This window comes from Cereibacter changlensis JA139, from assembly GCF_003034985.1.
GTDB classification, from domain to species: domain Bacteria; phylum Pseudomonadota; class Alphaproteobacteria; order Rhodobacterales; family Rhodobacteraceae; genus Cereibacter; species Cereibacter changlensis.
This window is the reverse complement of record NZ_PZKG01000034.1, coordinates 13,455-36,658: the sequence shown is the minus strand read 5'-3', so window position 1 is coordinate 36,658 and position 23,204 is coordinate 13,455. Positions and strand designations below refer to the sequence as shown.

Below are 23,204 nucleotides of genomic sequence, written 5' to 3'. Positions count from 1 at the left end.
CCCGGACCCCCGCAGGATATTTAGAGACAGAAAATGCGGGTCAGTCGATGCCTTGCGCGATCAGCCCCTCCAGCACCTTGTCCAGCGTCACCGGCATGTCGCGGACCCGGACGCCGCAGGCGTTGTAGATCGCGTTGACGATGGCGCCGCCGGCGCCGCAGATGCCGAGCTCGCCGATGCCCTTGGCCTGCAGCGTGCCGCCATAGGCGTCGCGCTCGTCGAGGAAGTGCACCTCGAGCTGCGGCACGTCGGCATTGGTCGGCACATGGTATTCGGCGAGGTCGTGGTTCACGATATGGCCGTCGCGCGCGTCATGGATCATCTCCTCCATCAGCGCCATGCCGATGCCGAAGGTCATCCCGCCCAGACACTGCGAGCGCGCGGTCTTGGCGTTCAGGATGCGGCCGCAGGCGAAGGCGCCCTCCATCCGCCGCACCCGCACCTCGCCGGTGACGGCATTGACCGCCACCTCGGCGAAATGCGCGCCGAAGGTGGCGTTGCGCACCGCCTTGCCGGCCTCGCCGGGCTCCAGATGCCCTTCCTCCTGCAGCGCTTCGGTCAGCAGCTCGGGCAGCGGGCGGGTGACGTTGCCGCAGATCGCCCGGCCGTCCTTCAGCGTCAGCTCCTCCTCGTCGCAGCCCATCAGCCCGGCGATGCGGACGCGGATCGCCTCGCAGGCCAGCGCCACGGCGGAGCCGGTCGAGGCCGCGCCCCAGGAGCCGCCCGAGCCGGGACCGTCTGGCAGGGCGCTGTCGCCGAGATGGGTGGTCACCGCCTGCATCGGCAGGCCCAAGAGCTCGGCGGCGATCTGGGTCAGGATCGTGTAGGTGCCGGTGCCGATGTCGGTCATGTTGGTCTCGACCAGCGCCGTGCCCTCGGGCGAAAGCGTGACGCGGGCCTTGGCCTCGCCCAGCATGTTCACCCGCACCGCCGAGGCCATGCCCATGCCGACCAGCCATTCGCCCTCGCGGCGGGTTCCGGCAGGTTGGCGCGCCTGCCAGCCGAAGCGCTGCGCCCCGTCGCGCAGCGCCTCGGCCAGCATGTTGGAGGAGAAGGGCTTGCCGGTCTCTGGATCGGCGTCGGGGATATTGCGCAGCCGCAGCTCGACCGGGTCGATGCCGGCGGCCTCGGCCAGCTCGTCCATCGCCGCCTCGAAGACCAGCACTCCGACCGCCTCGCCCGGGGCGCGCACCGAGCCGGCCGGGGTCAGGTTGACCCGGGCGATGCGGTGGACGATCTGGCGATGCGCGGCGGCATAGGTGAAATGCGTGGCCTGCGCCACCGGCTCGGAGAAGCTCTCGTCGGGCAGGTTCGACACCAGCGCTTCGTGGCCGAGCCCGGTCAGCCGCCCTTCGGCATCGGCGGCGAGCCGGACGCGCTGGCTGGTTGCCGAACGGCGGGTGATCGCCTCGAACTCCTGCGGCCGCGACAGGGCGACGCTGACGGTGCAGCCCAGTTCGCGTGCGGCGAAGGCGGCGGCGACCGCCTCGGGGCCGATCCCGAGCTTGGAGCCGAAGCCGCCGCCGACATAGGGAGAGACGATCCGCACCTTCTCGGCGGGAACGCCGAGGGAGTCCGCCAGTTCCGGCGCGTTGTAGTTCGGCATCTGGTAGCTGCCGTGACACAGCAGTTGGTCGCCGGTCCAGGTGGCGATGACGCAATGCGGCTCCATCGCCGCCGCCGCCATCGAGGGGGTGGTGTAGCTGACGTCGATGCTGAAGGCCGCTTCGCGCATCGCCCGGTCCAGATCGCCCTGCGCGCTCTGCTTCTTCTCCGGCAGTTCCGGCGTCACCGCCTCGGGGTCGAGCGCGCCGCCCTCCTCGGCATAGCGCACGACGAGCCGCTGCGCCCCATCGCGGGCCTGCTCGAAACTGTCGGCCACGACCAGCGCGATCGGCTGGCCATAATAGGCGACCTCCTCCGGGCCCTGTACCGGGGCCTTGCCGGCGGTGCCCTGCGCCGGGTTGCGCAGGAAGCAGGCGTCGGCCAGCACGGCGCGCACGCCGGCCATGGCCAGCACCGCCTCGCGGCCCAGCGACAGCACCCGGCCCTTGGGGATGGTGGCGCGCACCAGCACGCCATAAGCGGGGGCGGCATGGGCCGCGCCATGCAGGCTGCGGGCCTGCTCGGCGGCATAGACGGCGCGGCCTGTGACCTTCAGCGCGCCCTCGCTGCGCTCCAGGGGCGCGCCGATCACGCCCTGCGCCATGTCGTCGAGACGGTTGCGGGCGTCGGGCTTGTCGAACTTCAGGTGGGCGGTCATTGCATCTGGCCTTTCGCAGCCTCGGTCAGCACCGCGACGAGGGTGCGACGGAGGAGGGGGATCTTGAACTCGTTGCCGCCCTGGCCTCTGGCCTCCGCCAACAACAGGTCGGCGGCGGCGTCGAAGCCGGCGCGGTCGGCGGGACGGCCGACAAGCGCGGCTTCGACCGCCGCATCGCGCCAGGGCTTGTGCGCCACGCCGCCGAAGGCCAGCGCCACCTCGGCGAAGCTGCCGGCCTCGATCCGCACCACCGCGGCCACCGAGACCAGCGCGAAGGCGTAGGAGGCCCGGTCGCGCACCTTGCGGTAGATGTGGCTGCCGCGCAGCGGCGGCGGCAAGAGGACCGCGGTGATCAGGTCGCCGGGGGCGAGCGCCGTCTCGATCTGCGGCGTGTCGCCGGGCAGGCAGTGGAACTCCGCCATCGGGATCAGCCGGCGGGCGCCGTCCGGCGTCTCCACCTCGACCGCCGCATCGAGCGCGCGCAGCGCCACAGCCATGTCGCTGGGATGGGTGGCGATGCAATGCTCGCTCGCCCCGAAGATGGCGTGGTTGCGGGTGACGCCGCCGATCGCGGCGCAGCCGGTTCCGGGCTGGCGCTTGTTGCAGGCCTGCGCCGTGTCGTAGAAATACGGGCAGCGGGTGCGCTGCAGCAGGTTGCCGCCGGTCGTCGCCATGTTGCGCAGCTGACCCGAGGCGCCGGCGAGCAGGGCGCGCGACAGCACCGCATAGTCGCGCCGGACGCGCGGATCGGCGGCGAGGTCGCTGTTGCGCACCAGCGCGCCGATGCGCAGCCCGCCGTCGGCGGTCTCCTCGACGCCGCCGAGATCGAGCCGGGTCACGTCGACCAGCCGGGCCGGGGTGACGATCTGCAGCTTCATCAGGTCCAGCAGGTTGGTGCCGCCGGCGATGAACTGGGTCTCGGGGCGGCACCCCTCGGTGGCGGCGGCGGCGGAGCTTTCGGCACGGATATAGTCGAAGGGGATCATTCCGCGGCCTCCGCGACGGTTTCCGCCTCGCCGACCTGGGTGATCGCCTCGACGATGTTGGGATAGCAGGCGCAGCGGCAGAGGTTGCCGCTCATCCGCTCCGAGATCTCCTCGACGCTCAGCCGGGCAGGGGCCTCGAGATCCGCCGAGACATGGCTGGGCCAGCCGGCGCGGATCTCCTCCAGCATGGCGGTGGCCGAGCAGATCTGACCGGGGGTGCAATAGCCGCACTGGAAGCCATCCTGCGCGAGGAAGGCCGCCTGCATCGGCGACAGCGCGCCGGGGGCGCCGAGCCCCTCCACCGTGGTGATCTGCGCGCCGTCCTGCATGCAGGCCAGCGTCAGGCAGGAGTTCACTCGCCGCCCGTCGACGATGACGGTGCAGGCGCCGCATTGGCCGTGGTCGCAGCCCTTCTTCGTGCCGGTCAGGCCGATGTGGTGGCGCAGCGCGTCGAGCAGGGTGGTCCGGGCGTCGGCGTCGATCTCGTGTGTCTCGCCGTTGATCGAGAGTCTCGTCTTCATGGGTGCCTCCGCAGGGGATGGGGGTGCCTTGTCCTCCGACGGGAGGTTGCGGGGCCAACCAGCGCCGGACGGGTTGGTTCCCTGAGGCGCCGCGCCCGTCCGCGAGGGAACCTCTGCCTTTCCCCGGGGTTTCCTGCTCTGTAACAGGAGACCGCGCATGGCCACAGCCACCCCCGAGGACCCCGGCCGGGGACGGACCGCCGACGCCCCTCGCAAGATTCCGGCCAAGGGCTGGAAAGACATCTTCTGGCGGGTCTGGGCCGCGGTGGGCGAGGACCGGGTGCTCCTCGTCGCCGCCGGCGTGACCTTCTACCTGCTGCTGGCGCTGTTCCCGGCGCTGGCCGCCTTCGTCTCGCTCTACGGGCTATTCGCCGACCCGGCGAGCATCTCCGATCAGGTCGCGGCGCTGCGCGGCGTGCTGCCGGACGAGGCGATGGCCATGCTGACCGACCAGCTGAACACGCTGGCCGCGGGCGGGCGCAGCTCGCTGACCTGGGGCTTCTTCCTTTCCTTCGCCGTCGCCTTCTGGAGCGCCAACAACGGGATGAAATCCATCATCGAGGCGATGAATATCGCCCATGAGCAGCGCGAAAGCCGGTCCTTCCTGCGCGTCACGCTGCTGTCCTTCAGCTTCACCCTCGGCGCGATGACGCTGGGGATCCTGATGATCCTCGCCGTGGGGGTGGTGCCGGCTGTGCTGGCGGTGCTGAACCTCGGCGGCATCGGCGCGTCGCTGCTCTGGCTGCTGCGCTGGCCCGTGCTGCTGCTGGTGGTGGCGATGGCGATGACGCTGCTCTACCGCTACGCCCCCGACCGCGAGCCGCCGGAATGGCGCTGGGTGACCTGGGGCAGCGGCATCGCCACGCTGGTCTGGCTGCTGGGCTCGGTCGCCTTCACCATCTATCTGGAGAATTTCGCCAATTACGGCGCGACCTACGGCTCGCTCGGCGCGCTGATCGGCCTCCTGCTCTGGATCTGGGTCGCGACCATCATCCTGATCATCGGCGCCGAGATCAATGCCGAGATGGAGCACCAGACCGCGCGCGACACCACCACCGGCCCGGAGGAGCCGATGGGCGAACGCGGCGCGCAGATGGCCGACACGCTGGGCGTCACGGCGGAGTGATCAGACCGCCATCGTCGCCTGGACGGCGCGGCCCCAGCGGGCGTATTTGGCCTGCCGCGTCGCCTCGTCCATCGCCGGTTCGAAGCGCCGCTCCAGCGCCCAGTCCTTGCCGAAGGCTTCGGGCCCGGGGTAGATCCCGGCCCGCATCCCGGCCAGCCAGGCGGCCCCCACGCGCCGTGGTCTCGCGCACCTGCGGCCGGTCGACCGGCGCGCCGATGATGTCGGAGAGGAACTGCATCGCCCAGTCCGACGCGCTCATCCCGCCATCGACCCTGAGCACACCCTCCGCCGCCTCATGCCCCGCCGCCGCCCAGTCGGCCCGCATCGCCTCCAAAAGGTCGCGGGTCTGGTAGCCGACGCTCTCGAGCGCCGCCCGCGCCAGCTCCGCCGGGCCGGAGTTGCGGGTGAGGCCGTAGATCGCCCCCCGGCTCTCGGGTCGCCAATAGGGCGCGCCGAGCCCGGTGAAGGCCGGCACCAGCACCACATCCTGCGCCGCATCGGCGCTCTCGGCCAGGGGCTGCGTCTCCTTCGCCTCGCGGATGATCTTCAGCCCGTCGCGCAGCCATTGCACCACCGCGCCCGCGATGAAGATCGAGCCCTCCAGCGCATAGGTCACCTCGCCGTCGAGCCGGTAGGCGATGGTGGTCAGCAGCCGGTTGCGGCTTTCCACCCGCTCGGCCCCGGTGTTGAGCAGGGCGAAACAGCCGGTGCCATAGGTCGATTTCATCATGCCCGGGCTGAAACAGGCCTGCCCGACCGTCGCCGCCTGCTGGTCGCCCGCCGCGCCGAGGATGGGGATCTCGCGCCCGAAGAGATCGGCGCGCGCCATGCCGAACTCCGCCGCGCAATCCTTCACCTCCGGCAGCATCGCCAGCGGCACGCCCAGAAGCCCGCAGATTTCCGCATCCCATTCGCCGCGCCGGATGTCATAGAGCATGGTCCGCGCCGCATTGGTCGCGTCGGTCACATGCGCCCGCCCGCCGGTGAGCTTCCAGATCAGGAAACTGTCCACCGTGCCGAAACAGAGCTGCCCGGCTTCCGCCCGCGCCCGCGCGCCCTCGACGTGGTCGAGCAGCCATTTCAGCTTTGTGCCGGAGAAATAGGGATCGAGCAGCAGCCCGGTGCGGGCGGTGATCAGCGGCTCATGCCCCGCCGCCTTCAGCGCCTCGCAGGTGTCGGCGGTGCGGCGGTCCTGCCAGACGATGGCGTTGTGGATCGGCTGCCCGGTCTCGCGGTCCCAGACCAACGCGGTCTCGCGCTGATTGGTGATGCCGATCGCGGTGATATCCTCCGGCCCGAGCTGCGCCCGCTCCACCGCCGCGCGCGCGGTTGCCGCGACGGTGGACCAGAGATCGGCCGGATCATGCTCCACCCAACCCGGCTGCGGATAGATCTGCGGAAACTCCTCCTGCGCGCTGGCCACGACCTGCAGCGCGGCGTCGAACAGGATCGCCCGCGACGAGGTCGTGCCCTGATCGATGGCAAGGATATGGCTCATGGTCGTCCCTCGGCTTCTTCTTGGCCCAAATACTCCCGCCGGAGGCGCCGCAGCCAGCGGCCCGCGCACCATTTTCCGTGTTCTCCGCGGCAGCCCGGGCGAGCGGGGGCTCGATGCCCCCCGAGCCCGGACTCCAGGGTGGGGCGAATTTTCTGCGAAAATTCGGGCGCGGGAGGGGATGTGGTGCGCCCTTGGCGGGCCGGGGCGCCTCCGGCGGGGGAGTATTTGGGGCAAGGAGAAACGGGGGCAGGCCGAAGCCCGCCCCCTGGGAGTGTCACTGCCAGGACTTGATCAGCTCGTCATAGCTGATGGTCTCGCCCTGCGGCTTCTCGTTCTCCAGCATCGCCACCGGCGCGCCGGGGGCGTCGAGCCACTCCTGCGGGTCCTTCTCCTCGTTCATCTTCGGACCCATGTCGCCCTGCACGCCGGCGCGCTCCAGACGCTCGAGCACCTTCTCCTGCTCGGCGCAGAGCGCGTCGAGCGCTTCCTGCGGGGTCTTGTCGCCCGACATGGCGTCGCCGATGTTCTGCCACCAGAGCTGGGCCATCTTCGGGTAGTCCGGGATGTTGGTGCCGGTGGGCGACCAGGCCACGCGGGCCGGAGAACGGTAGAATTCCACCAGACCGCCGAGCTGCGGGGCGCGGTCGGTGAAGCTCTGGTGCTGGATGGTGGATTCGCGAATGAACGTCAGGCCGGTGTGGGCCTTCTTCACGTCCACGGTCTTCGAGGTGACGAACTGGGCATAGAGCCAGGCCGCCTGCGCGCGATCTACCGGGGTCGATTCCATCAACGTCCAGGAGCCCACGTCCTGATAGCCGACCTTGGTGCCTTCCTGCCAGTAGGCGCCGTGCGGCGAGGGGGCCATGCGCCATTTCGGCGTGCCGTCCTCGTTCATCACCGGCAGGCCGGGCTTCACCATGTCGGCGGTGAAGGCGGTGTACCAGAACATCTGCTGGGCGATGTTGCCCTGGGCCGGGACCGGGCCCGCCTCGCCGAACACCATGCCCGCGGCTTCCGGGGGCGCGTATTTCTGCAGCCAGTCGATCGATTTGGTGATGGCATAGACCGCCGCCGCATCGTTGGTGGCGCCGCCGCGCGCGACGCAGGAGCCGACGGGACGCGAGTTCTCGTCCACCCGCACGCCCCATTCGTCGACCGGCAGGCCGTTCGGCTCGCCCTTGTCGCCCATGCCGGCCATCGACATCCAGGCGTCGGTGTAGCGCCAGCCGAGCGAGGGGTCCTTCTTGCCGTAGTCCATGTTGCCGAAGACCGAGGTCGGCCCGCCAGCATAGCTCATGTCGCGGCCGGTGAAGAATTCGGCGATGTCCTCGTAGGCGGACCAGTTCAGCGGAACGCCCAGCTCGTAGCCATACTTGGCCTGGAAGTCTTCCTTGGTCTTGGCGTCGTTGAACCAGTCGTAGCGGAACCAGTAGAGGTTGGCGAACTGCTGGTCGGGCAGCTGGTAGAGCTTGCCATCCGGGGCGGTGGTGAACTTCAGCCCGATGAAATCTTCGAGGTCGAGGTTGGGGTTGGTCACCGCGGCGCCGTCGCCGGCCATCCAGTCGGTCAGGTTGCGCGCCTGCTTGTAGCGCCAGTGGGTGCCGATCAGGTCGCTGTCGTTGATATAGGCGTCGTAGATGTTCTCGCCCGACTGCATCTGCGTCTGCAGCTTCTCGACGACGTCGCCCTCGCCGATCAGGTCATGCGTCAGGTTGATGCCGGTGATCTTGGAGAAGGCCGCGGCAAGCACCTTGGATTCGTATTCATGGGTGGTGATGGTTTCCGACACCACCTTGATGTCCATCCCGGCGAAGGGTTTCGCCGCGTCGATGAACCATTGCATCTCGGCTTCCTGCTCGGCGCGGGTCAGCGCGGACATGTCGCCGATCTCGGCGTCGAGGAAGGCCTTGGCCGCCTCCATATCCGCCCAGGCGGGCGCGCCGAGGGCCATCATCGCCAGCGCGATGGCCGTTGAAGTGGAACGCAGTCTCATTCTTGTCTCCTCCCAGAGATGTTGGACCTTTATACGTCAGACATGCCGATCTAGACCCAGCGGAACACCGCTGCGGCATAGATCAGGCAACAGATCAGCGCGCCCCAGAGGGGAGAGCCGAAGGCGGCGAGCCAGCCGAGGCAGAGGAAGGCCGAGCCCAGAAGCGAGATGAACAGCCGGTCGCCGCGCGTCGTCTCGATCCGGAGGAGGCCGATGCGCGGCGTCTCGGGAAAGCGGATCGCGAGGAAGGTGAAGACCAGCAGAAGGCAGGCGATGACGGCGAAGAAGATCGCGGTCGGTGTTGTCCAGGCCATCCAAGCCATTGTCAGACCCTCCCCAGGGCGAAGCCCTTGGCGATGTAGTTGCGGACGAAGTAGATCACCAGCGCGCCGGGGATGATGGTCAGCACGCCTGCGGCGGCCAGCACGCCCCAGTCCATGCCCGAGGCCGAGACGGTGCGGGTCATGATCGCGGCGATGGGCTTGGCGTTGACTGCCGTCAGGGTGCGGCTGAGCAGCAGCTCCACCCAGGAGAACATGAAGCAGAAGAAGGCGGCGACACCGACGCCGGAGGCGATCAGCGGCAGGAAGATGCGCAGGAAGAAGCGCGGGAAGGAATAGCCGTCGACATAGGCGGTCTCGTCGATCTCCTTCGGCACGCCGCGCATGAAGCCCTCGAGGATCCAGACCGCGAGCGGCACGTTGAACAGGCAATGCGCCAGCGCCACGGCGATATGGGTGTCGAACAGGCCCACGCTGGAATAGAGCTGGAAGAAGGGCAGGGCGAAGACCGCGGGCGGCGCCATGCGGTTGGTCAGCAGCCAGAAGAACAGGTGCTTGTCGCCCATGAAGCGGTAGCGCGAGAAGGCGTAGGCCGCGGGCAGGGCGACGCTGATCGAGATCACCGTGTTCAGCACGACGTAGATCAGCGAATTGACGTAGCCCATGTACCAGGACGGATCGGTCAGGATCACCGCGTAGTTGCGGAAGGTGAGATCCTGCGGCCAGAGGGTGAAGACCGAGGTGATCTCGGTATTGGTCTTCAGGCTCATGTTCACCAGCCAGTAGATCGGCACCAGCAGGAACAGGAGATAGAGGAACATGACGAAGGCGGAACCGCGCAGGGGCATCAGACACCGTCCCTTTTGTCGAGGTTGGTCATCACGGTGTAGAACACCCATGAGATCAGCAGGATGACGAGGAAGTAGATGAGGCTGAACGCCGCAGCCGGGCCGAGATCGAACTGGCCGATGGCCATCTTCACGAGGTCGATCGACAGGAAGGTGGTCGAGTTGCCCGGCCCGCCCCCGGTGACGACGAAAGGCTCGGTGTAGATCATGAAGCTGTCCATGAAGCGCAACAGCACCGCGATCAGCAGCACGCCCTGCATCTTCGGGAGCTCGATATAGCGGAACACGCTCCAGCGGCTGGCCTGATCGATCTTGGCGGCCTGATAATAGGCCTCGGGGATCGACTGCAGCCCGGCGTAGCAGAGGAGCGCCACCAGCGAGGTCCAGTGCCAGACATCCATGACGATGACCGTGAGCCAGGCATCCAGCGCGTTGCTGGTGTAGTTGTAGTCGACGCCGAGCCAAGCCAGCGTGTGACCCAGGAGGCCGATATCGACCCGGCCGAAGATCTGCCAGATGGTGCCCACGACGTTGAACGGGATCAGCAGCGGCAGCGCCATCAGCACGAGGCAGAGGCTGGACCAGAAGCCCTTCTTGGGCATGTTCAGCGCGACGAAGATGCCCAGCGGCACCTCGATGGCGAGGATGATCGCGGTGAACATGATCTGCCGGCCGAGCGCTGCATGGATGCGGTCGGAATGCAGCACGTCCTCGAACCATTCGAGCCCGGCCCAGAAGAACTCGTTGTTGCCGAAGGTATCCTGCAGCGAATAGTTGACAACTGTCATCAACGGGATCACCGCCGAGAAGGCCACCAAGAGCAGCACCGGCAGGACGAGGAACCAGGCCTTGTTGTTCTGTGTCTTGTCCATCAGGCAGCCCTCGCGCCGATCGGCGCCACGCGCCAGTCATCGGAATAGACGTTCACCATCTGCCAGGCGAAGCGCACCCGCGCATCCGCGCCGACAGGCTGGCCCTCGGGGGCGACGAGGTTCATCGGCTTGCCGAAGACCTCGCCACGGATGATGCGGTGGCGGCCCACGTCCTCGACCCGGGTCAGGCGGAAGGGCAGGCCCTCCTCGTCGGTCAGGCTGACGAACTCGGGGCGGATGCCGATCTGCACGCGGCCGGTGACCGAGCCGTAGTTCGCGCCAAGCTGCACCGGCACGCCGTTCACCGTCGCCTCGCTGCCCTGCACCGTCGCGTCGAGCAGGTTCATGCCCGGCGAGCCGATGAAATAGCCGACGAAGGTATGCGCCGGGGTCTCGAACAGCTCCTGCGGGGTACCCATCTGCACAACGCGCCCGTCATACATCACCACCACCTTGTCGGCGAAGGTCAGCGCCTCGGTCTGATCGTGGGTGACGTAGATCATCGTATGGCCGAAGTCGCGGTGCAGCGATTTCAGCTGGGTGCGCAGCTCCCATTTCATGTGCGGGTCGATCACCGTCAGCGGTTCGTCGAAGAGGATGGCGTTGACATCCTCGCTCACCATGCCGCGGCCGAGGCTGATCTTCTGCTTGGCGTCCGCCGTCAGCCCGCGCGCCTTGTGGTTCAGCCGCTCCTCCATGCCGATCATCGCGGCGATATGGTCGACCCGTCGCTTGATGTATTCGGCATCCTTGCCGCGGTTGCGCAGTGGGAAGGCGAGGTTCTCGCGCACGGTCATCGTGTCGTAGACCACCGGAAACTGGAACACCTGCGCGATGTTGCGTTCCGCCGTGGGGGCGTCGGTCATGTCGGTCTCGCCGAACAGCACCCGGCCATGCGAGGGCCGCACGAGGCCGGAGATGATGTTGAGAAGCGTGGTCTTGCCACAGCCGGAGGAGCCGAGCAGCGCATAGGCGCCGCCGTCCTGCCAGACGTGATCCATCTCCTTCAGCGCGAAATCGGCCTCGGATTTCGGGGTCGGGTGGTAGCTGTGCGCCAGCTTCGACAGGGTGATCTGTGCCATGCTCTCCCCCTCAGGCCGCAGCCGCGTAGGCCGCGGGGGCCACAAGCGCCCCGGCCTCGTCGAACAGATAGACATGCGCCGGGTCGAGCCAGACCGACAGCTGCGAGCCTGGCGCGAGATCATGCACCCCATGCACCAGCCCGACCCAGCGGTCGGCGCCATGCATCAGGTGCAGGAAGGTCTCCGATCCGGTGATCTCGGTCACCACCAGCTCGCAGACGAATTCCACCGCGGCGCCGGAATGGCGGTTGATCGCCAGATGGTTGGCGCGGAAGCCCGCCTGATAGCGCCCGTCGGCCAGGGCGGCGAAGGGACCGTCGGCGGGGGCGTTGGCCCTGCCGCCGAAGTTCATCCGGTGGCCCATCTTGGCCGCCGGCACGAAATTCATCGGCGGGTCCGAGAACACCCGCGCCGTGGTCGCATCCGCCGGGCGGCGGTAGACCTGCGGCGTCACGCCGAATTGCGTCACCCGGCCCTCCCAGAGTGTCGCGGTGTGGCCGCCCAGAAGCAGCGCCTCCTCCGGCTCGGTGGTGGCATAGACGAAGATCGCGCCCGATTCCTCGAAGATCCGCGGGATCTCGGCGCGCAGCTCCTCGCGCAGCTTGTAGTCGAGATTGGCCAGCGGCTCGTCGAGCAGCACCAGCCCCGCGCCCTTCACCAGCGCCCGCGCCAGCGCGCAGCGCTGCTGCTGGCCGCCCGACAGCGCCAACGGCTTGCGGTCGAGCATCGGGGTCAGCTTCAGCATCTCGGCGGTGGCGCGCACCTCGCGGTCGATCTCGATCTTCGACTTGCCCATCAGCCGCAGCGGCGAGGCGATGTTGTCATAGACGCTCATCGCGGGGTAGTTGATGAACTGCTGGTAGACCATCGCCACCCGGCGGTCCTGCACCCGCTGTCCGGTGACATCGGCGCCGTTCCACAGGATGCGCCCCGTCGTCGGCGCGTCGAGCCCGGCCATCAGCCGCATCAGGCTGGTCTTGCCCGAGAGCGTCGGCCCCAGCAGCACGTTCATCGTCCCCTTGGCCAGCGTGAGATCGGTGGGATGGATATGCGCCCGCCCCTCGACCACACGCGACACGCCCTGCAATTCCAGCGTCATCGTCCCCCCTCCGCCGCCGGGCTGAGCGCCCGGTCTTGCGCCGACCGCATGTAGGCGGCCAGCGCGTTCGTCTCTTCCACCGTCATGCGCAGCCCCAGCTTGCTGCGCCGCCAGATCACATCCTCCGCCGTGCGCGCATATTCGCGCTGCATCAGCCAGTCGACCTCCGCCTCGGTCAGCGTAGCACCAAAATCGCGTCCGAGTTCAACGGCATTGCATGCGCCGCGCAGAACCTGCCAGGCCTCGGTGCCATAGGCGCGGATCAGCCGCGCCGCCCAGGCCGGGGTCAGGAAGCCGTGATCGGCCTGCAGCCGCGCGGTCAGCGCCGCGCGATCGCCTTGCGGGAAATCGCCGCCGGGCAGGGCGACGCGCGCCGTCCAGGCCGGTTTCGCCTGCGGGAAATGCGGCGCCAGCCGCGCGAGCGCGCTTTCGGCCAGCCGCCGATAGGTAGTGATCTTGCCGCCGAAAACGTTCAGCAGCGGCGGACCGTTCTCGTCCAGCGACAGCACATAGTCGCGCGTCGCCGCCGTCGCCGACTTGGCGCCATCGTTGTAGAGCGGGCGGACGCCGGAATAGGTCCAGACGATGTCGTCGCGCGTGACGGGCTTGGCGAAATATTCCGAGGCGAAGGCGCAGAGATAATCCTGCTCCTCCGGCGTGCAGGTGGCCGAGCCGGGCGGGCCCTTGTGGTCGTGGTCGGTGGTGCCGATCAGGGTGAAATCCTGCTCGTAGGGGATGGCGAAGATGATCCGCCCATCGGTGCCCTGGAAGAAGTAGCAGCGGTCGTGGTCGAAGAGCCGCTTCGTCACGATATGGCTGCCGCGCACCAGCCGGACGCCCTCGCTGGAGTTAATGCGCAGCGTGTTGCGGATCACATCCTCGACCCAGGGCCCGCCGGCGTTCACGAGCGCCCGGGCACGGTGCTCGGCCCGGCCCTCCGGCCCCTCGGTCACCACGTGCCACAGATCGCCGCGCCGTTCCGCCGAGATCACCTTGGTCTGCACCAGAACCGTGGCGCCGCGCGCCTCGGCGTCGCGGGCGTTCAGCACGACGAGGCGCGAATCCTCGACCCAGCAGTCGGAATATTCATAGGCATGGGTGAACTTCGGCTTCAGCGCCCGGCCTGCCGGATCGCGGGTCAGGTCCAGCGTGCGCGCCGGGGGCAGGATCTTGCGGCCGCCCATGTGGTCATAGGTGTAGAGCGCGGCGCGGATCAGCCAGGCCGGGCGGCGACCCTTCAGCCAAGGCATCAGCCTGCCGAGGATGCGCGACACCGGCGTGTTGCTCTCGAAGCGCATGTCCTCGTGATAGGGCAGCACAAAGCGCATCGGCCAGCTGATATGCGGCATGGCCACCAGCAGCGTCTCGCGCTCTTCCAGCGCCTCGCGGACCAGGCGGAACTCGAAATACTCGAGGTAGCGCAGCCCGCCGTGGAACAGCTTGGTCGAGGAGGAAGAGGTGGCCTGGGCAAGATCGCCCATCTCGGCCAGCGTCACGCTGAGCCCGCGGCCGCTGGCGTCGCGGGCGATGCCGCAGCCGTTGATCCCGCCGCCGATAACGAAAAGATCGACCGGATCGCTGGTCGCGATGCGCATGGCCACGATGGTCTCCCCCCTGTTCGTGCAGGGCCAAGGAACCGCAGCTGCGACCTTTTGTCAAAGGTTAATTTTCGTTAATGCGCGCTCGCGGGCAAAACGAATATGACAGGTTTCGCTTTTCTGCGTTGCGACGCTGGCCTTGGGCAAAGAAAAAGGCCCCGGCGAAGCGCCGGGGCCTTGTCGTGAAACCTGTGCTTGGATCAGTTCGCCGGGACCGGAGCCGCCGGGGTGCTGGTCCCGCCGGGCTCGCCTGTCACCGGGTCGGCCCGGTCCAGCGTCGCGTCGCCGGTGCGGCCGTCGATGGTCACGTCGGCCCCTTCCGGAGCAGTGCCCTCCGCGGCCTCGTACATCAGCCACCAGACGAACAGGCCCAGGGCGAAGACGAGCACCGCGATCATGCCGATGAGCGGGCCGCGGTGGCGTTTGGTCTGTTTTTTCACATTCGTTTCGGAGGCGGACATCGCGCATCCCTTCCTGTTTCTGGCCGGGCCTCGGCCCGGTCTTCCTGCCATCCGGCGACACGCCGAGCGGCCTCTGGGAAAACAACCCCCGCTGGCCGGCTTGGTTCCCCGATCACCTCTCGGGCAGGGCGTAGGCGATGACATAATCGCCGGGCTTGGTACCGACCGAGCCATGCCCGCCGGCGACCATCACCAGATACTGCCGGCCGTCCTGCATGTAGGTCATCGGCGTCGACTGGCCGCCGGCGGGAAGCCGCGCCTTCCACAGCTGTTCGCCGGTGGTCAGGTCGTAGCCGCGCAGGTAGTTGTCGACCGTCGCGCCGAGGAAGGCCACGCCGCCCTTGGTAATGATCGGCCCGCCGATGCCGGGGACGCCCAGCTTGAAGGGCAGGGGCAGCGGGGTCATGTCACGAACTGTGCCGTTGCGGTGCTGCCAGGCGATCTCTCCGGTGCGCAGGTCGGCGCCGGCGACATAGCCCCACGGCGGCGCCGAACAGGGCACGCCGAGGATGCCGAGGAACGGCCCCATGACCACGCCGTAAGGCGCGCCCTCGTTGCGGTTCAGCCCCTGTTCGCTGGCGGTCGCGCCTTCCACAGGCGCCGGAATGTCGGCGGCGGGGACGAGGCGCGAGGTGAAGGGCAGGTAGGTCGGCATGCCGAACATCACCTGGCGCTCCGGGTCGACCGCGATCGAGCCCCAGTTGAACACGCCAAAGTTGCCCGGATAGACGATGGTCCCGTTGATCGACGGCGGCGTGTAGCGCCCTTCGTAGTTCAGCCGGTGATACTGGATGCGGCAGGCCAGCTGGTCGAAGACGCTGACGCCCCACATGTCCTTCTCGCGCAGCATGTCCGGCTTGAAGGTCAGGGCCGAGGTGGGCTGGGTCGGGGCGGTGAAATCCTCGGGGATGGCGCCGCCCGGCGCGGGCTCTTCGGTCACCGGCAAGATCGGCTCGCCGGTCTCGCGGTTCAGCACGTAGATGTCGCCCTGCTTGGTCGGCCCCACCAGCGCCGGCAGCGTGCTGCCGTCGGGCTGGGTCAGGTCGATCAGCACCGGCTGGGCCGGCACGTCCATGTCCCAGAGGTCGTGGTGCACGGTCTGGAACACCCATTCGCGCTGGCCGGTGGTCACGTTCAGCGCCACGATGGAGGAGGAATGCTCCTCGACCGCCTCGCTGCGGCCCATGCCCAGCTGATCGGGCACCTGATTGCCGAGCGGGATGTAGACGAGCCCGCGTTCCTCATCGACCGAGAAGACCGACCAGCTGTTCGGCGAGTTCGCCACATAGGTCTCGCCGGCCTCGTAGTCGATCGGGGCGGTGTCGTCGGGATTGCCGCTGTCCCAGTTCCACAGCAGCGCGCCGGTGTTGATGTCGAAGGCGCGGATCACGCCGGAGGGCGACTGGATCGAGAAGTTGTCGTTCACCGCGCCGCCGAAGATCAGCCGGCCGTTCACCGCGATGGGAGGCGAGGTCGAGTAGTAGTAGCCCGCCGGGTTGTAGGGCATGCCACGCTCCAGCCGAAGCACGCCGCCATCGCCGAAGCCGGTGCAGAGCGTGCCGGTGCGGGCGTCGAGCGCGATCAGACGCGCGTCGGCGGTGGGCATGTAGATCCGCTCGGCGCAGGCGGCGTCGGCCGCGCGCGCCGGGTCGCGCCAATAGGTCACGCCGCGGCAGGTCTGGTGCTGGCGGTCGGGCTCCAGACCCGAATTCGCATCATAGCGCCAGATCTCCTCGCCGCTGGCCGCGTCGAGCGCGATGGCGAGGTTGTGCGGCGTGCAGATGTAGAGATTGTCGCCGACCTTCAGCGGCGTCACCTGATAGGTGGTCTCGGTCACGTCCTGCGGCAGCTTCACGTCGCCGGTCTGGTACTGCCAGACCTGCTCGAGTTCGCCGACGTTCTGGATGTTGATCTGCTGCAGTGGCGAATAGCGCTGGCCGTACTGGGTGCGGCCGTACTGATGCCACTCCTCGTCGCCTGCCGTCGGCCCCAGATCGGGGTCGGCGCTGACCACCTCGACCGGCAGCGAGCCGGAGATGTCGGCGGGATCCTGGGTCATCGAATAGACGCCGACCGCGATGGCGGCGATCAGGCTGAGCGCGATCGGCAGGCCGGGGGCGGGGCGGTCGGCATCGGTCGGCAGCCGCCGGCGCATCGCCGGGAGGTAGAGCCAGATGCCGAGCAGGGCGATGACGCCGCCACGCGGCACCAGTTGCCACCAGTCGAAGCCGACCTCCCAGATCGCCCAGGCGAGCGAGCCGACGATGACCAGCGCGTAGACGGTCAGCGCCTCGGCGCTGCGGCGGAAGATCAGCACGGCCACGGCGAGGATCGCCAGACCGACGACGGCGTAATAGGCGCTGCCGCCGAGCGTCAGCAGCCAGACCCCCGGAATGAACAGGCCGAGGCCCATGAGGGCGAATACAATTCCGGTGGCGGCCAGCATGCAGAGTCTCCTTTGGTCGGTTGCCGTGGGAACACCGGAAAAAGCGGCGAGGTTCCATGCAAAAAGGCGCGCGGTTGCCCGCGCGCCTGTCTTGTTGCCTTAATGGATCAGCTTGCGCCGATTACATCGGGTATTCGGGCATGCTCTGGATCTCGGCTTCGCTCATCGGCAGGACGATGCGGTATTCGCTCGAGTCGGCATTGTTGTAGAGCTCGATCTGGCTGACCGGAACGGCGACCATCTTGGAGTCGGCGCCCATGTACTGGCCCACGTCGAAGACGATCTGGCTGGCCGAACCGTCGGCGCCCGAGACGACCTGCGACACCGCGCCGACGACTTGGCCCTCGGTGGTGTAGATGTTCACGTTCTGCAGGCTCGACGCCATGACCGGCGTGCCGCTGTAGCGGGCATAGCCATCGGTCGGGGTGGTCGAGGTGGTGGTGGTCGAATCCACCATCGGCGTGTTGGCGGCCTCGGCCGGGCTGTTCAGCGCCGGATCCGCAAGCTCCGTGGGATCGGTGGTGATGCCGTCGGTGCTGTCGTTGTCGCTTTCCTGCGACTCGGAGGCGCTGTCGCCGGAGTCGGAGCCGTCGGTCGAGCCATTATCCTGGGCATGAACCGAAAATGCCGTCATCGTGGCCAGGGCAGCGGTCAGCGTTACAAACTTGTTCATGTCATTTTCCTTTGGCTAAAATCACGGATGTATCGGCAGAGCCTCACACCCTGCGAATTGACAACGTCCGATTTACATTCCGGTTTCGCCTGCTCGCAAATATGTCATCGCCTGAAACAGAGGGAACATAAGGCTGTCGGATTGCGCGGTCAGAGATCGCGTTAAAAGAAAACGGGCGCAGGGAATCGCCCTGCGCCCGGGTCTTGCGGCGAAAGCCGATCCGTCGGATCAGTTCTCGGTGTATTCCGGCAGGCCTTCCATCTCTTCCTTGGTCATCGGAAGATAGACGCGCATGTCGGTCGCATCGGCATTGGTGTAGATCTGCAGATCCTCGAAGGGCACCGCGACGTTGCGCGCGCCGATCCCGAGGAAGCCGCCGACGTCGAAGATCACCTGGGTGATCGCGCCGTCTTCAGCCAGCACGAAGTCCGAGATGTTGCTGACCGAGGAGTCGTCCGAGGCATAGACCGCGGCGTCCTGCAGGTCCTCCGCCGTCATCGGCTCGCCCGAGTAGAGCGTGTAGCCCTCCGGCACGGTCATCGCGCCATCGGTGGCCATGGCGCCGTCGGTCGCCATCGCACCATCGGCGGGCGGAGTCGTAGCGGTATCAGCGGGTTCCATGGCGCCGTCCATCGCCGGAGCGGTGGTTGTGTCGGTCCCCATCTCGCCAGCCGGCGGGGTGGTGGTGTCGGTCCCCATCTCGCCGGCCGGCGGGGTCGCGCTGTCGGTCCCCATATCGGTCTCGGTGTCGGTCGCCGGCGGCATGGTGGTCGTCTCGCCGCCGGGGGCGTCGGCGTTCATGCCGGTTCCGGTTCCGGTGCTGCCGTCTGCGGGCGGCATGGTGGTGTCGGTGGCGCCGGCAGCCGGCGGGGTGGTCGCGGGATCGGCAGCGGGGGCAGTCTCTTGGGCGGAAGCCGAAAACGCCCCAGCAGCGGCGAGCGCTGCGGACAGTGCGATGACTTTCTTCATGAGTGTCTCCTTTTCGATCGTTCAACTTTGGCGCAAGCAGAGCCTTGCACCCTGCATCGAGACAACGTCGCCAATCGCGATCGGTTTCCCCGCCGAAGGTGTTTTATTTTCGGTTCCGGATCGGAATTAACTGGGGCAGCGGGTGGAATAAGAATATGTTCCAGAATTGGCGTATAAAAGATGTGATTATAATATCCACCACCCGCTCCCGGATTGCGGGAGCGGGTGTGATTCAGTGTTTTTTATCGGCGCGAGGGCCGGTGGGCTCTCGGCAATGATCAGGGGCCGATCATCGCTGGAGTGTCAGGACCTCGCGCCTTGTGGTCCGGGCCTCAGAACTCTTCCACCATGCCGCAGATCTGGGTCCAGGTGGTCAGCGAAACCCGGCTGGTATCGGCCATGTCCGAGGTGGTCATCTCCGACGAGGCGCCGCCGGTCGACGCGCCGTCGCTGGCCATGCTCCCGGTCGCACCGGTCGCCGCGCCCTCCGTCGAGGTGCCGCCGGTCATCGCGCCATCGGTCGAGCCGCTGCCGGTCGTCGAGCCGCCCGCAGCCATATCGCCATCGGTCGTCGTGCCGCCCGTCGTCGTGCCGCCCGTCGTTGCGCTGCCGGCCCCGCTGCCTGCGGTCATGCTCCCGGTAGCCGCGCCGCTGTCCGAGGTCCCCCCGGTCGCTGCGCTGCCGCTAGCCGCGCTGTCCGACGTTCCGCCGGTCGCCGCACTGCCGGTCGCCGCGCCGTCGGAGGTCCCGCCCGCAGCCGATCCGCCCGCTGCGCTGCCGGTGGTGGCGCCGCCGCTCGTGTCGCTGGTCGTCTGGCCGCTGGTCCCGGCGCTGGAGCCGGTGGTGGCCCCTGCTGCGGATTCATTGGTCTGCGCGCCGGTCCCCGAGGCCTCCGGGCCGGTCGGCAGCGTCGCCGTGCCGGCGCCCGTCGATCCGTCTTCCTCGGCCACGGTCGCATTCTCGGTCGAGCCCGACTTCGGCTGCGACGGATCGTTGGCGGCGGCGGTTCCCTCGGCGGCGCCGGTGGTCTCGGGGTCGGCCCCCGCCATGCCGCTGGTCACCGCATCGGACACGCCGCCCGAGGCCGCACCGCTGGCGCCGGCTTCCTGCGAGGCGTTGTCGGTGCTGAAGGCGCTGCAATCATCGCGCACCTGCTGCTGCTGCTGATCGGTCAGCGAGGCCCAGCTGCTCTGGATCTCCGGCTCGGTGCGCAGCGCCATCGACCCGCCCGGCACGAAGAAGGTATCGGCGAGCGGCGCGTCCCAGCTCTGGCCCATGGTGGTGCCTTGGGCGGTCGTGCTCTGGCCATAGGCGGCGGAAGCCATCAGCAGCGCGGTGGCGCCGGTCGCGAAAGTCATGCGTTTCATGGAAGTCTCCTGTTGGTCAGATGTGGGTCGGAGCCGCCTTCGGGCGACGGACAGGGGCGGCGGAGGCCGCCCTTTCTGCGGGGCAGGGCGGCTCGCGCCGCCCTATCCCGGTTCAAGCTTGCGTATTGCCGGCGCCGCTCAATCCGGCAGAACCGGAGGATGCGGGGCCGCCCGGGGCGCCGCGCACCCGCAGGTTGTTCTGCACGTAGCGCACGCCGGAGACCGCATCGGCGCAATCCTCCGCCTGCCGCCGGGCGAGTTTCGAGCTCACCTCGCCGCTCAGCGTCACCTCGCCCGAGTCCACCGAGACCTCGATATCCGAGGCGTCGATCCGCGGGTGGTCGCTGAGCCGGTCGTTCACGTCGTCATGGATGCGGCTGTCCGGGCGCTGGTAGCCGCGCGGCCCCTTGCCGCGATGGTCCTCCTCGCGGCGGTGCGCGGCCGCGTCATCGCCCATCCAGGAGGCGAGCTCGTCCGAGGCGCGCTGCAGGAAGCCGCGCTCGTGCGCCGGTCCGTCCTTGCGCCGACCCCAGCCGCCGCTCTCCCGGCCGCGGGGCGGCGCGCTGTAACGCGAGGTGGGAGTACGCCACTCCTCCTCACGGGCGTCGAACCCGTGCCGCGAGCGCTCATCCTCTAAGCGCGAGGGGCGATGCCCGGCCTCTTCCTGCTGCCAATCCTCCACCCCGCGCTCGACGGAACCGCGACTGGCGTGGTCCTGCTCGTGGTAGAAACGGTCCTGGAACCTGTCCTGCGGGTCGCGGCGGTGATCCCGCTCCTCGGCGCGCCGTCCCGGCGCATCGAACGCAGGGTCGTTGCGCGACCTGTCGTATCGCTGGGCCATGTCGTCCTCCTCAAACGGCTGGTCTGCCTGGGGTCGCAGCCCCGGGCATCTTGCGACTGCTGGTGAAACAGGCGGTCCGGGTGAATGTTCCAGCGCAAATGCAACGCCCGCCGGCACGTCGCCGCGAAGGCCCCGCGCCCCGCGCCGGTCAGATCCCGCCGAGGATGCGCGGAGCCCTGGGGAACAAATGCCGGTGAACCGCATTGGGGCAGCAGAGGGTGAAGCCACCCCGCAGCCCGACAAAGGCGTGAAAGGAAAGACCCATGATGTCAGACCCCAAGCCGGCGCCCGGCCCGCTGCCGGAACCGCCCGAAGGTCCGGCGCCCGACGTGACGCCGGATCCGCGGCCCCGGCCGCAGAAGGACATCGACCTGCCGCCGATGGATGGCGACGGCCCGTCCAACCCGATGCCGGTCCCGCCCACCATGCCGATGTAAGCGGCCCGGATCATTGATTTTCAGCAAGGAGCAATACTCGTGAACAGCATCATCTATCTCGTCGGCCTCGTGGTCGTGGTCATCGCCATCCTGTCCTTCCTCGGACTGCGCTGAACCAACCGCTTCGTAACCCGTGCCGCGCGATCCCGCGCATCCGTACCAGTGACGACGGCCCCGCCTTGGCGGGGCCGTTTCGTTTTGCCCTTCCGGTTTCTCCTTGCCCAAATACTCATCCTCCGCCGACGCCCGGCACCGCGTCAGCCGTCCCCCGACCGCCCCGGTGCGGGCCCGCGGCCCCCGCCGGGGGCGGGGGCTCGATGCCCCCGGCGCCGGCTCGCCCCGGCGGTCATCGTCTCTGGAACAATCGGGCTGCGCCCCGGTTGCCCTCCCGAGCATCGCGGCGCGTGTCAACCGGACGCGACGGCATGAGGGACAGGAGAGGTTTTTCCGGTTTCCCGCCTGGCCAAGGAATGGCGCCGACCTCTGCCCCGTCCGCGCCGCGATGCCGCCTTCAGCTCACGCTGCTCAGCAGGCCCTCGATCACCGAGGTCAGCGTCGCCGTCGTCACCGGCTTCTGCAGCATCTGCTGGCCGGCGAATTCCGGCGGCAGGGCGGCGGCGGCATGGCCGCTGAGAAAGGCGAAGGGCAGGCCGCGCTGCTGTAGCGCCGCAGCGATCGGGTAGGAATCCTCGTCCTGGAGATTCACGTCGAGCAGGGCCGCGTCGATGTCCTGCAGCTCGATCATCCGCAGCGCGTCCTTCACCGTGCGCGCCGGGCCGGCGACCGAGATCCCGGCGTCCTCCAGCTCGTCGACCAGATCCATGGCGATCAGCAGATCGTCCTCCACCACCAGAATCCGTGGAGCCCGCCTCGCACCGTGTTCCATGACAGACCCGTCCTCCTGACCGCGCGGGCCACCCTTGGCCTACCTCCACAAGACGGTCGGGAGGGGTGTTTTGTTCCTCTGCAGCCGCCGCATCGCGGCAACGTGCGCGGCCCCGCGTAAGGGAACGATGCCGGGCAGGCGGCGTTGTGCCGACAGGCGCGGACAAGTGGCGAAAGCCGGGGGAGAGGGCATGATTGGCGAGTTTCTTCAAGGTTTTACCCAGGACAGCTTCGCCCTGCCGCTGTTCAGCAGCCTCGCCACCGGGGCGCTGATCGGGCTGGAGCGCGAGGTGCGCGGCAAGCCGGCCGGGCTGCGCACCCATGCGTTGGTCTGCTTCGCGGCGACCCTGCTGACGCTGGCGGCGGCGCATCAGGGCGACTGGGTGGTGACGCTGCTGCCCGACACCCAGCTCGTCACCGATCCGGCGCGCATGGCGCATGGGATCCTGACCGGCATCGGCTTTCTCGGCGCCGGGGTGATCTTCCGCGAGGGCCCCTCGGTGCACGGGCTGACCACCGCCGCCTCGCTCTGGATCACCGCGGCGCTCGGCATCGTCTTCGGCGTCGGGATGTACTGGCTGGCGGTCGCCGGAGCCTTGGCGACGCTGGGGGTGCTGGTGCTGCTGCGGTTGATCTTCTCGGTGCTGCCGGTGCGGGCCGAGGTGCGGTTGCAGGTCGTCTCCGGCTTTGATGACGGTTTCGACGCCGAGGCGTTGCGGCGGCTGCTGCGCCGCCAGGGGCTGGGCGTGCGCGCCGTCAGCCAGAGCATCAACCGGCAGGCCGGGGTGCGGGCGCTGACCACCTCCACCTATTGCCGTTCCGATGCCGAGATCGACCGGCTGGCCGAGGCGCTGGCCGTGGTTCCCGGACTGCACAGCGCCTCGGTGTTGCCGACCGAGGATCCGCTCTCGGAGAACCTGCCCCAATCGCCGTTCGGCTGAGCCGCCTGATCCCGGCG

20 protein-coding genes and 1 pseudogene are annotated in these 23,204 nt (G+C 68.3%); 3 read left to right on the top strand and 18 right to left on the bottom strand.

Going from position 1 to position 23,204, the window contains the following annotated elements:
• Positions 1 to 40 precede the first annotated feature (40 nt).
• From C5F48_RS09830 to C5F48_RS09820, 3 genes are read right to left on the bottom strand one after another with little or no spacing between them, the layout of a single operon-like run.
• On the bottom strand, positions 41 to 2,263 hold the full coding sequence (locus C5F48_RS09830; RefSeq protein ID WP_107663733.1) for a xanthine dehydrogenase family protein molybdopterin-binding subunit: 2,223 nt from the start codon (positions 2,261 to 2,263) through the stop codon (positions 41 to 43).
• The gene (locus C5F48_RS09825) at positions 2,260 to 3,249 is read right to left on the bottom strand and encodes an FAD binding domain-containing protein (protein WP_107663732.1); all 990 of its coding nucleotides are present in this window, start codon (positions 3,247 to 3,249) and stop codon (positions 2,260 to 2,262) included. Before C5F48_RS09825 ends, C5F48_RS09830 begins: the two co-directional genes overlap by 4 nt.
• Positions 3,246 to 3,770: a 2Fe-2S iron-sulfur cluster-binding protein gene (locus C5F48_RS09820; protein WP_107663731.1), complete on the bottom strand. Its 525-nt coding sequence runs from the start codon at positions 3,768 to 3,770 to the stop codon at positions 3,246 to 3,248. Before C5F48_RS09820 ends, C5F48_RS09825 begins: the two co-directional genes overlap by 4 nt.
• Positions 3,771 to 3,927: 157 nt before the next feature.
• On the opposite strand from C5F48_RS09820, the gene C5F48_RS09815 reads away from it, so the two are divergent.
• Positions 3,928 to 4,896: a YihY/virulence factor BrkB family protein gene (locus C5F48_RS09815; RefSeq protein WP_107663730.1), complete on the top strand. Its 969-nt coding sequence runs from the start codon at positions 3,928 to 3,930 to the stop codon at positions 4,894 to 4,896.
• Here C5F48_RS09815 and glpK read toward each other — a convergent pair.
• The 14 genes and pseudogenes from glpK to C5F48_RS09745 form a co-directional block, all read right to left on the bottom strand.
• A pseudogene (gene glpK, locus C5F48_RS09810) lies at positions 4,897 to 6,394 on the bottom strand (glycerol kinase GlpK).
• Positions 6,395 to 6,668: 274 nt separating this feature from the next.
• Positions 6,669 to 8,387: an ABC transporter substrate-binding protein gene (locus C5F48_RS09805; protein WP_107663729.1), complete on the bottom strand. Its 1,719-nt coding sequence runs from the start codon at positions 8,385 to 8,387 to the stop codon at positions 6,669 to 6,671.
• 50 nt (positions 8,388 to 8,437) lie between these two features.
• A complete protein-coding gene (locus tag C5F48_RS09800; protein WP_107663728.1) occupies positions 8,438 to 8,710 on the bottom strand; it encodes a DUF2160 domain-containing protein in 273 nt (90 codons plus the stop codon).
• Between the two features lie 2 nt (positions 8,711 to 8,712).
• Positions 8,713 to 9,516: a carbohydrate ABC transporter permease gene (locus C5F48_RS09795; protein WP_107663727.1), complete on the bottom strand. Its 804-nt coding sequence runs from the start codon at positions 9,514 to 9,516 to the stop codon at positions 8,713 to 8,715.
• Entirely contained in the window at positions 9,516 to 10,388 is an 873-nt protein-coding gene (locus C5F48_RS09790; RefSeq protein WP_107663726.1) for a carbohydrate ABC transporter permease, read from the bottom strand. The genes C5F48_RS09795 and C5F48_RS09790 overlap by 1 nt, the downstream gene beginning before the upstream one ends.
• Positions 10,388 to 11,470 carry an ABC transporter ATP-binding protein gene (locus C5F48_RS09785; protein WP_107663725.1) on the bottom strand — a complete coding sequence of 361 codons (1,083 nt, stop codon included), beginning with the start codon at positions 11,468 to 11,470 and terminating at the stop codon, positions 10,388 to 10,390. Before C5F48_RS09785 ends, C5F48_RS09790 begins: the two co-directional genes overlap by 1 nt.
• A gap of 10 nt (positions 11,471 to 11,480) precedes the next feature.
• On the bottom strand, positions 11,481 to 12,569 hold the full coding sequence (locus C5F48_RS09780) for an ABC transporter ATP-binding protein (RefSeq protein ID WP_107663724.1): 1,089 nt from the start codon (positions 12,567 to 12,569) through the stop codon (positions 11,481 to 11,483).
• The gene (gene glpD / locus C5F48_RS09775) at positions 12,566 to 14,164 is read right to left on the bottom strand and encodes a glycerol-3-phosphate dehydrogenase (protein WP_107663723.1); all 1,599 of its coding nucleotides are present in this window, start codon (positions 14,162 to 14,164) and stop codon (positions 12,566 to 12,568) included. The genes C5F48_RS09780 and glpD overlap by 4 nt, the downstream gene beginning before the upstream one ends.
• Before the next feature lie 203 nt (positions 14,165 to 14,367).
• Complete coding sequence (locus C5F48_RS09770) at positions 14,368 to 14,628, bottom strand: hypothetical protein (RefSeq protein WP_107663722.1); 261 nt, start codon at positions 14,626 to 14,628, stop codon at positions 14,368 to 14,370.
• Positions 14,629 to 14,740: 112 nt separating this feature from the next.
• Complete coding sequence (locus C5F48_RS09765) at positions 14,741 to 17,074, bottom strand: glucose/quinate/shikimate family membrane-bound PQQ-dependent dehydrogenase (protein WP_107663721.1); 2,334 nt, start codon at positions 17,072 to 17,074, stop codon at positions 14,741 to 14,743.
• 121 nt (positions 17,075 to 17,195) lie between these two features.
• Positions 17,196 to 17,747: a PRC-barrel domain-containing protein gene (locus tag C5F48_RS09760; protein ID WP_107663720.1), complete on the bottom strand. Its 552-nt coding sequence runs from the start codon at positions 17,745 to 17,747 to the stop codon at positions 17,196 to 17,198.
• A gap of 228 nt (positions 17,748 to 17,975) precedes the next feature.
• A complete protein-coding gene (locus C5F48_RS09755) occupies positions 17,976 to 18,716 on the bottom strand; it encodes a PRC-barrel domain-containing protein (RefSeq protein WP_107663719.1) in 741 nt (246 codons plus the stop codon).
• A 332-nt stretch (positions 18,717 to 19,048) separates the two neighbouring features.
• The gene (locus C5F48_RS09750) at positions 19,049 to 20,083 is read right to left on the bottom strand and encodes a hypothetical protein (RefSeq protein ID WP_107663718.1); all 1,035 of its coding nucleotides are present in this window, start codon (positions 20,081 to 20,083) and stop codon (positions 19,049 to 19,051) included.
• Between the two features lie 112 nt (positions 20,084 to 20,195).
• On the bottom strand, positions 20,196 to 20,924 hold the full coding sequence (locus tag C5F48_RS09745) for a BON domain-containing protein (RefSeq protein WP_107663717.1): 729 nt from the start codon (positions 20,922 to 20,924) through the stop codon (positions 20,196 to 20,198).
• A gap of 263 nt (positions 20,925 to 21,187) precedes the next feature.
• Here C5F48_RS09745 and C5F48_RS25135 point away from each other — a divergent pair, with 263 nt between their 5' ends.
• On the top strand, positions 21,188 to 21,361 hold the full coding sequence (locus C5F48_RS25135; protein WP_169311026.1) for a hypothetical protein: 174 nt from the start codon (positions 21,188 to 21,190) through the stop codon (positions 21,359 to 21,361).
• A gap of 511 nt (positions 21,362 to 21,872) precedes the next feature.
• Here the strand turns inward: C5F48_RS25135 and C5F48_RS09740 are convergent.
• Complete coding sequence (locus C5F48_RS09740) at positions 21,873 to 22,208, bottom strand: response regulator (protein WP_170139672.1); 336 nt, start codon at positions 22,206 to 22,208, stop codon at positions 21,873 to 21,875.
• A 229-nt stretch (positions 22,209 to 22,437) separates the two neighbouring features.
• Between C5F48_RS09740 and C5F48_RS09735 the strand changes: the two genes are divergently transcribed.
• Positions 22,438 to 23,187 carry an MgtC/SapB family protein gene (locus C5F48_RS09735; protein WP_107663715.1) on the top strand — a complete coding sequence of 250 codons (750 nt, stop codon included), beginning with the start codon at positions 22,438 to 22,440 and terminating at the stop codon, positions 23,185 to 23,187.
• Positions 23,188 to 23,204: the final 17 nt, after the last annotated feature.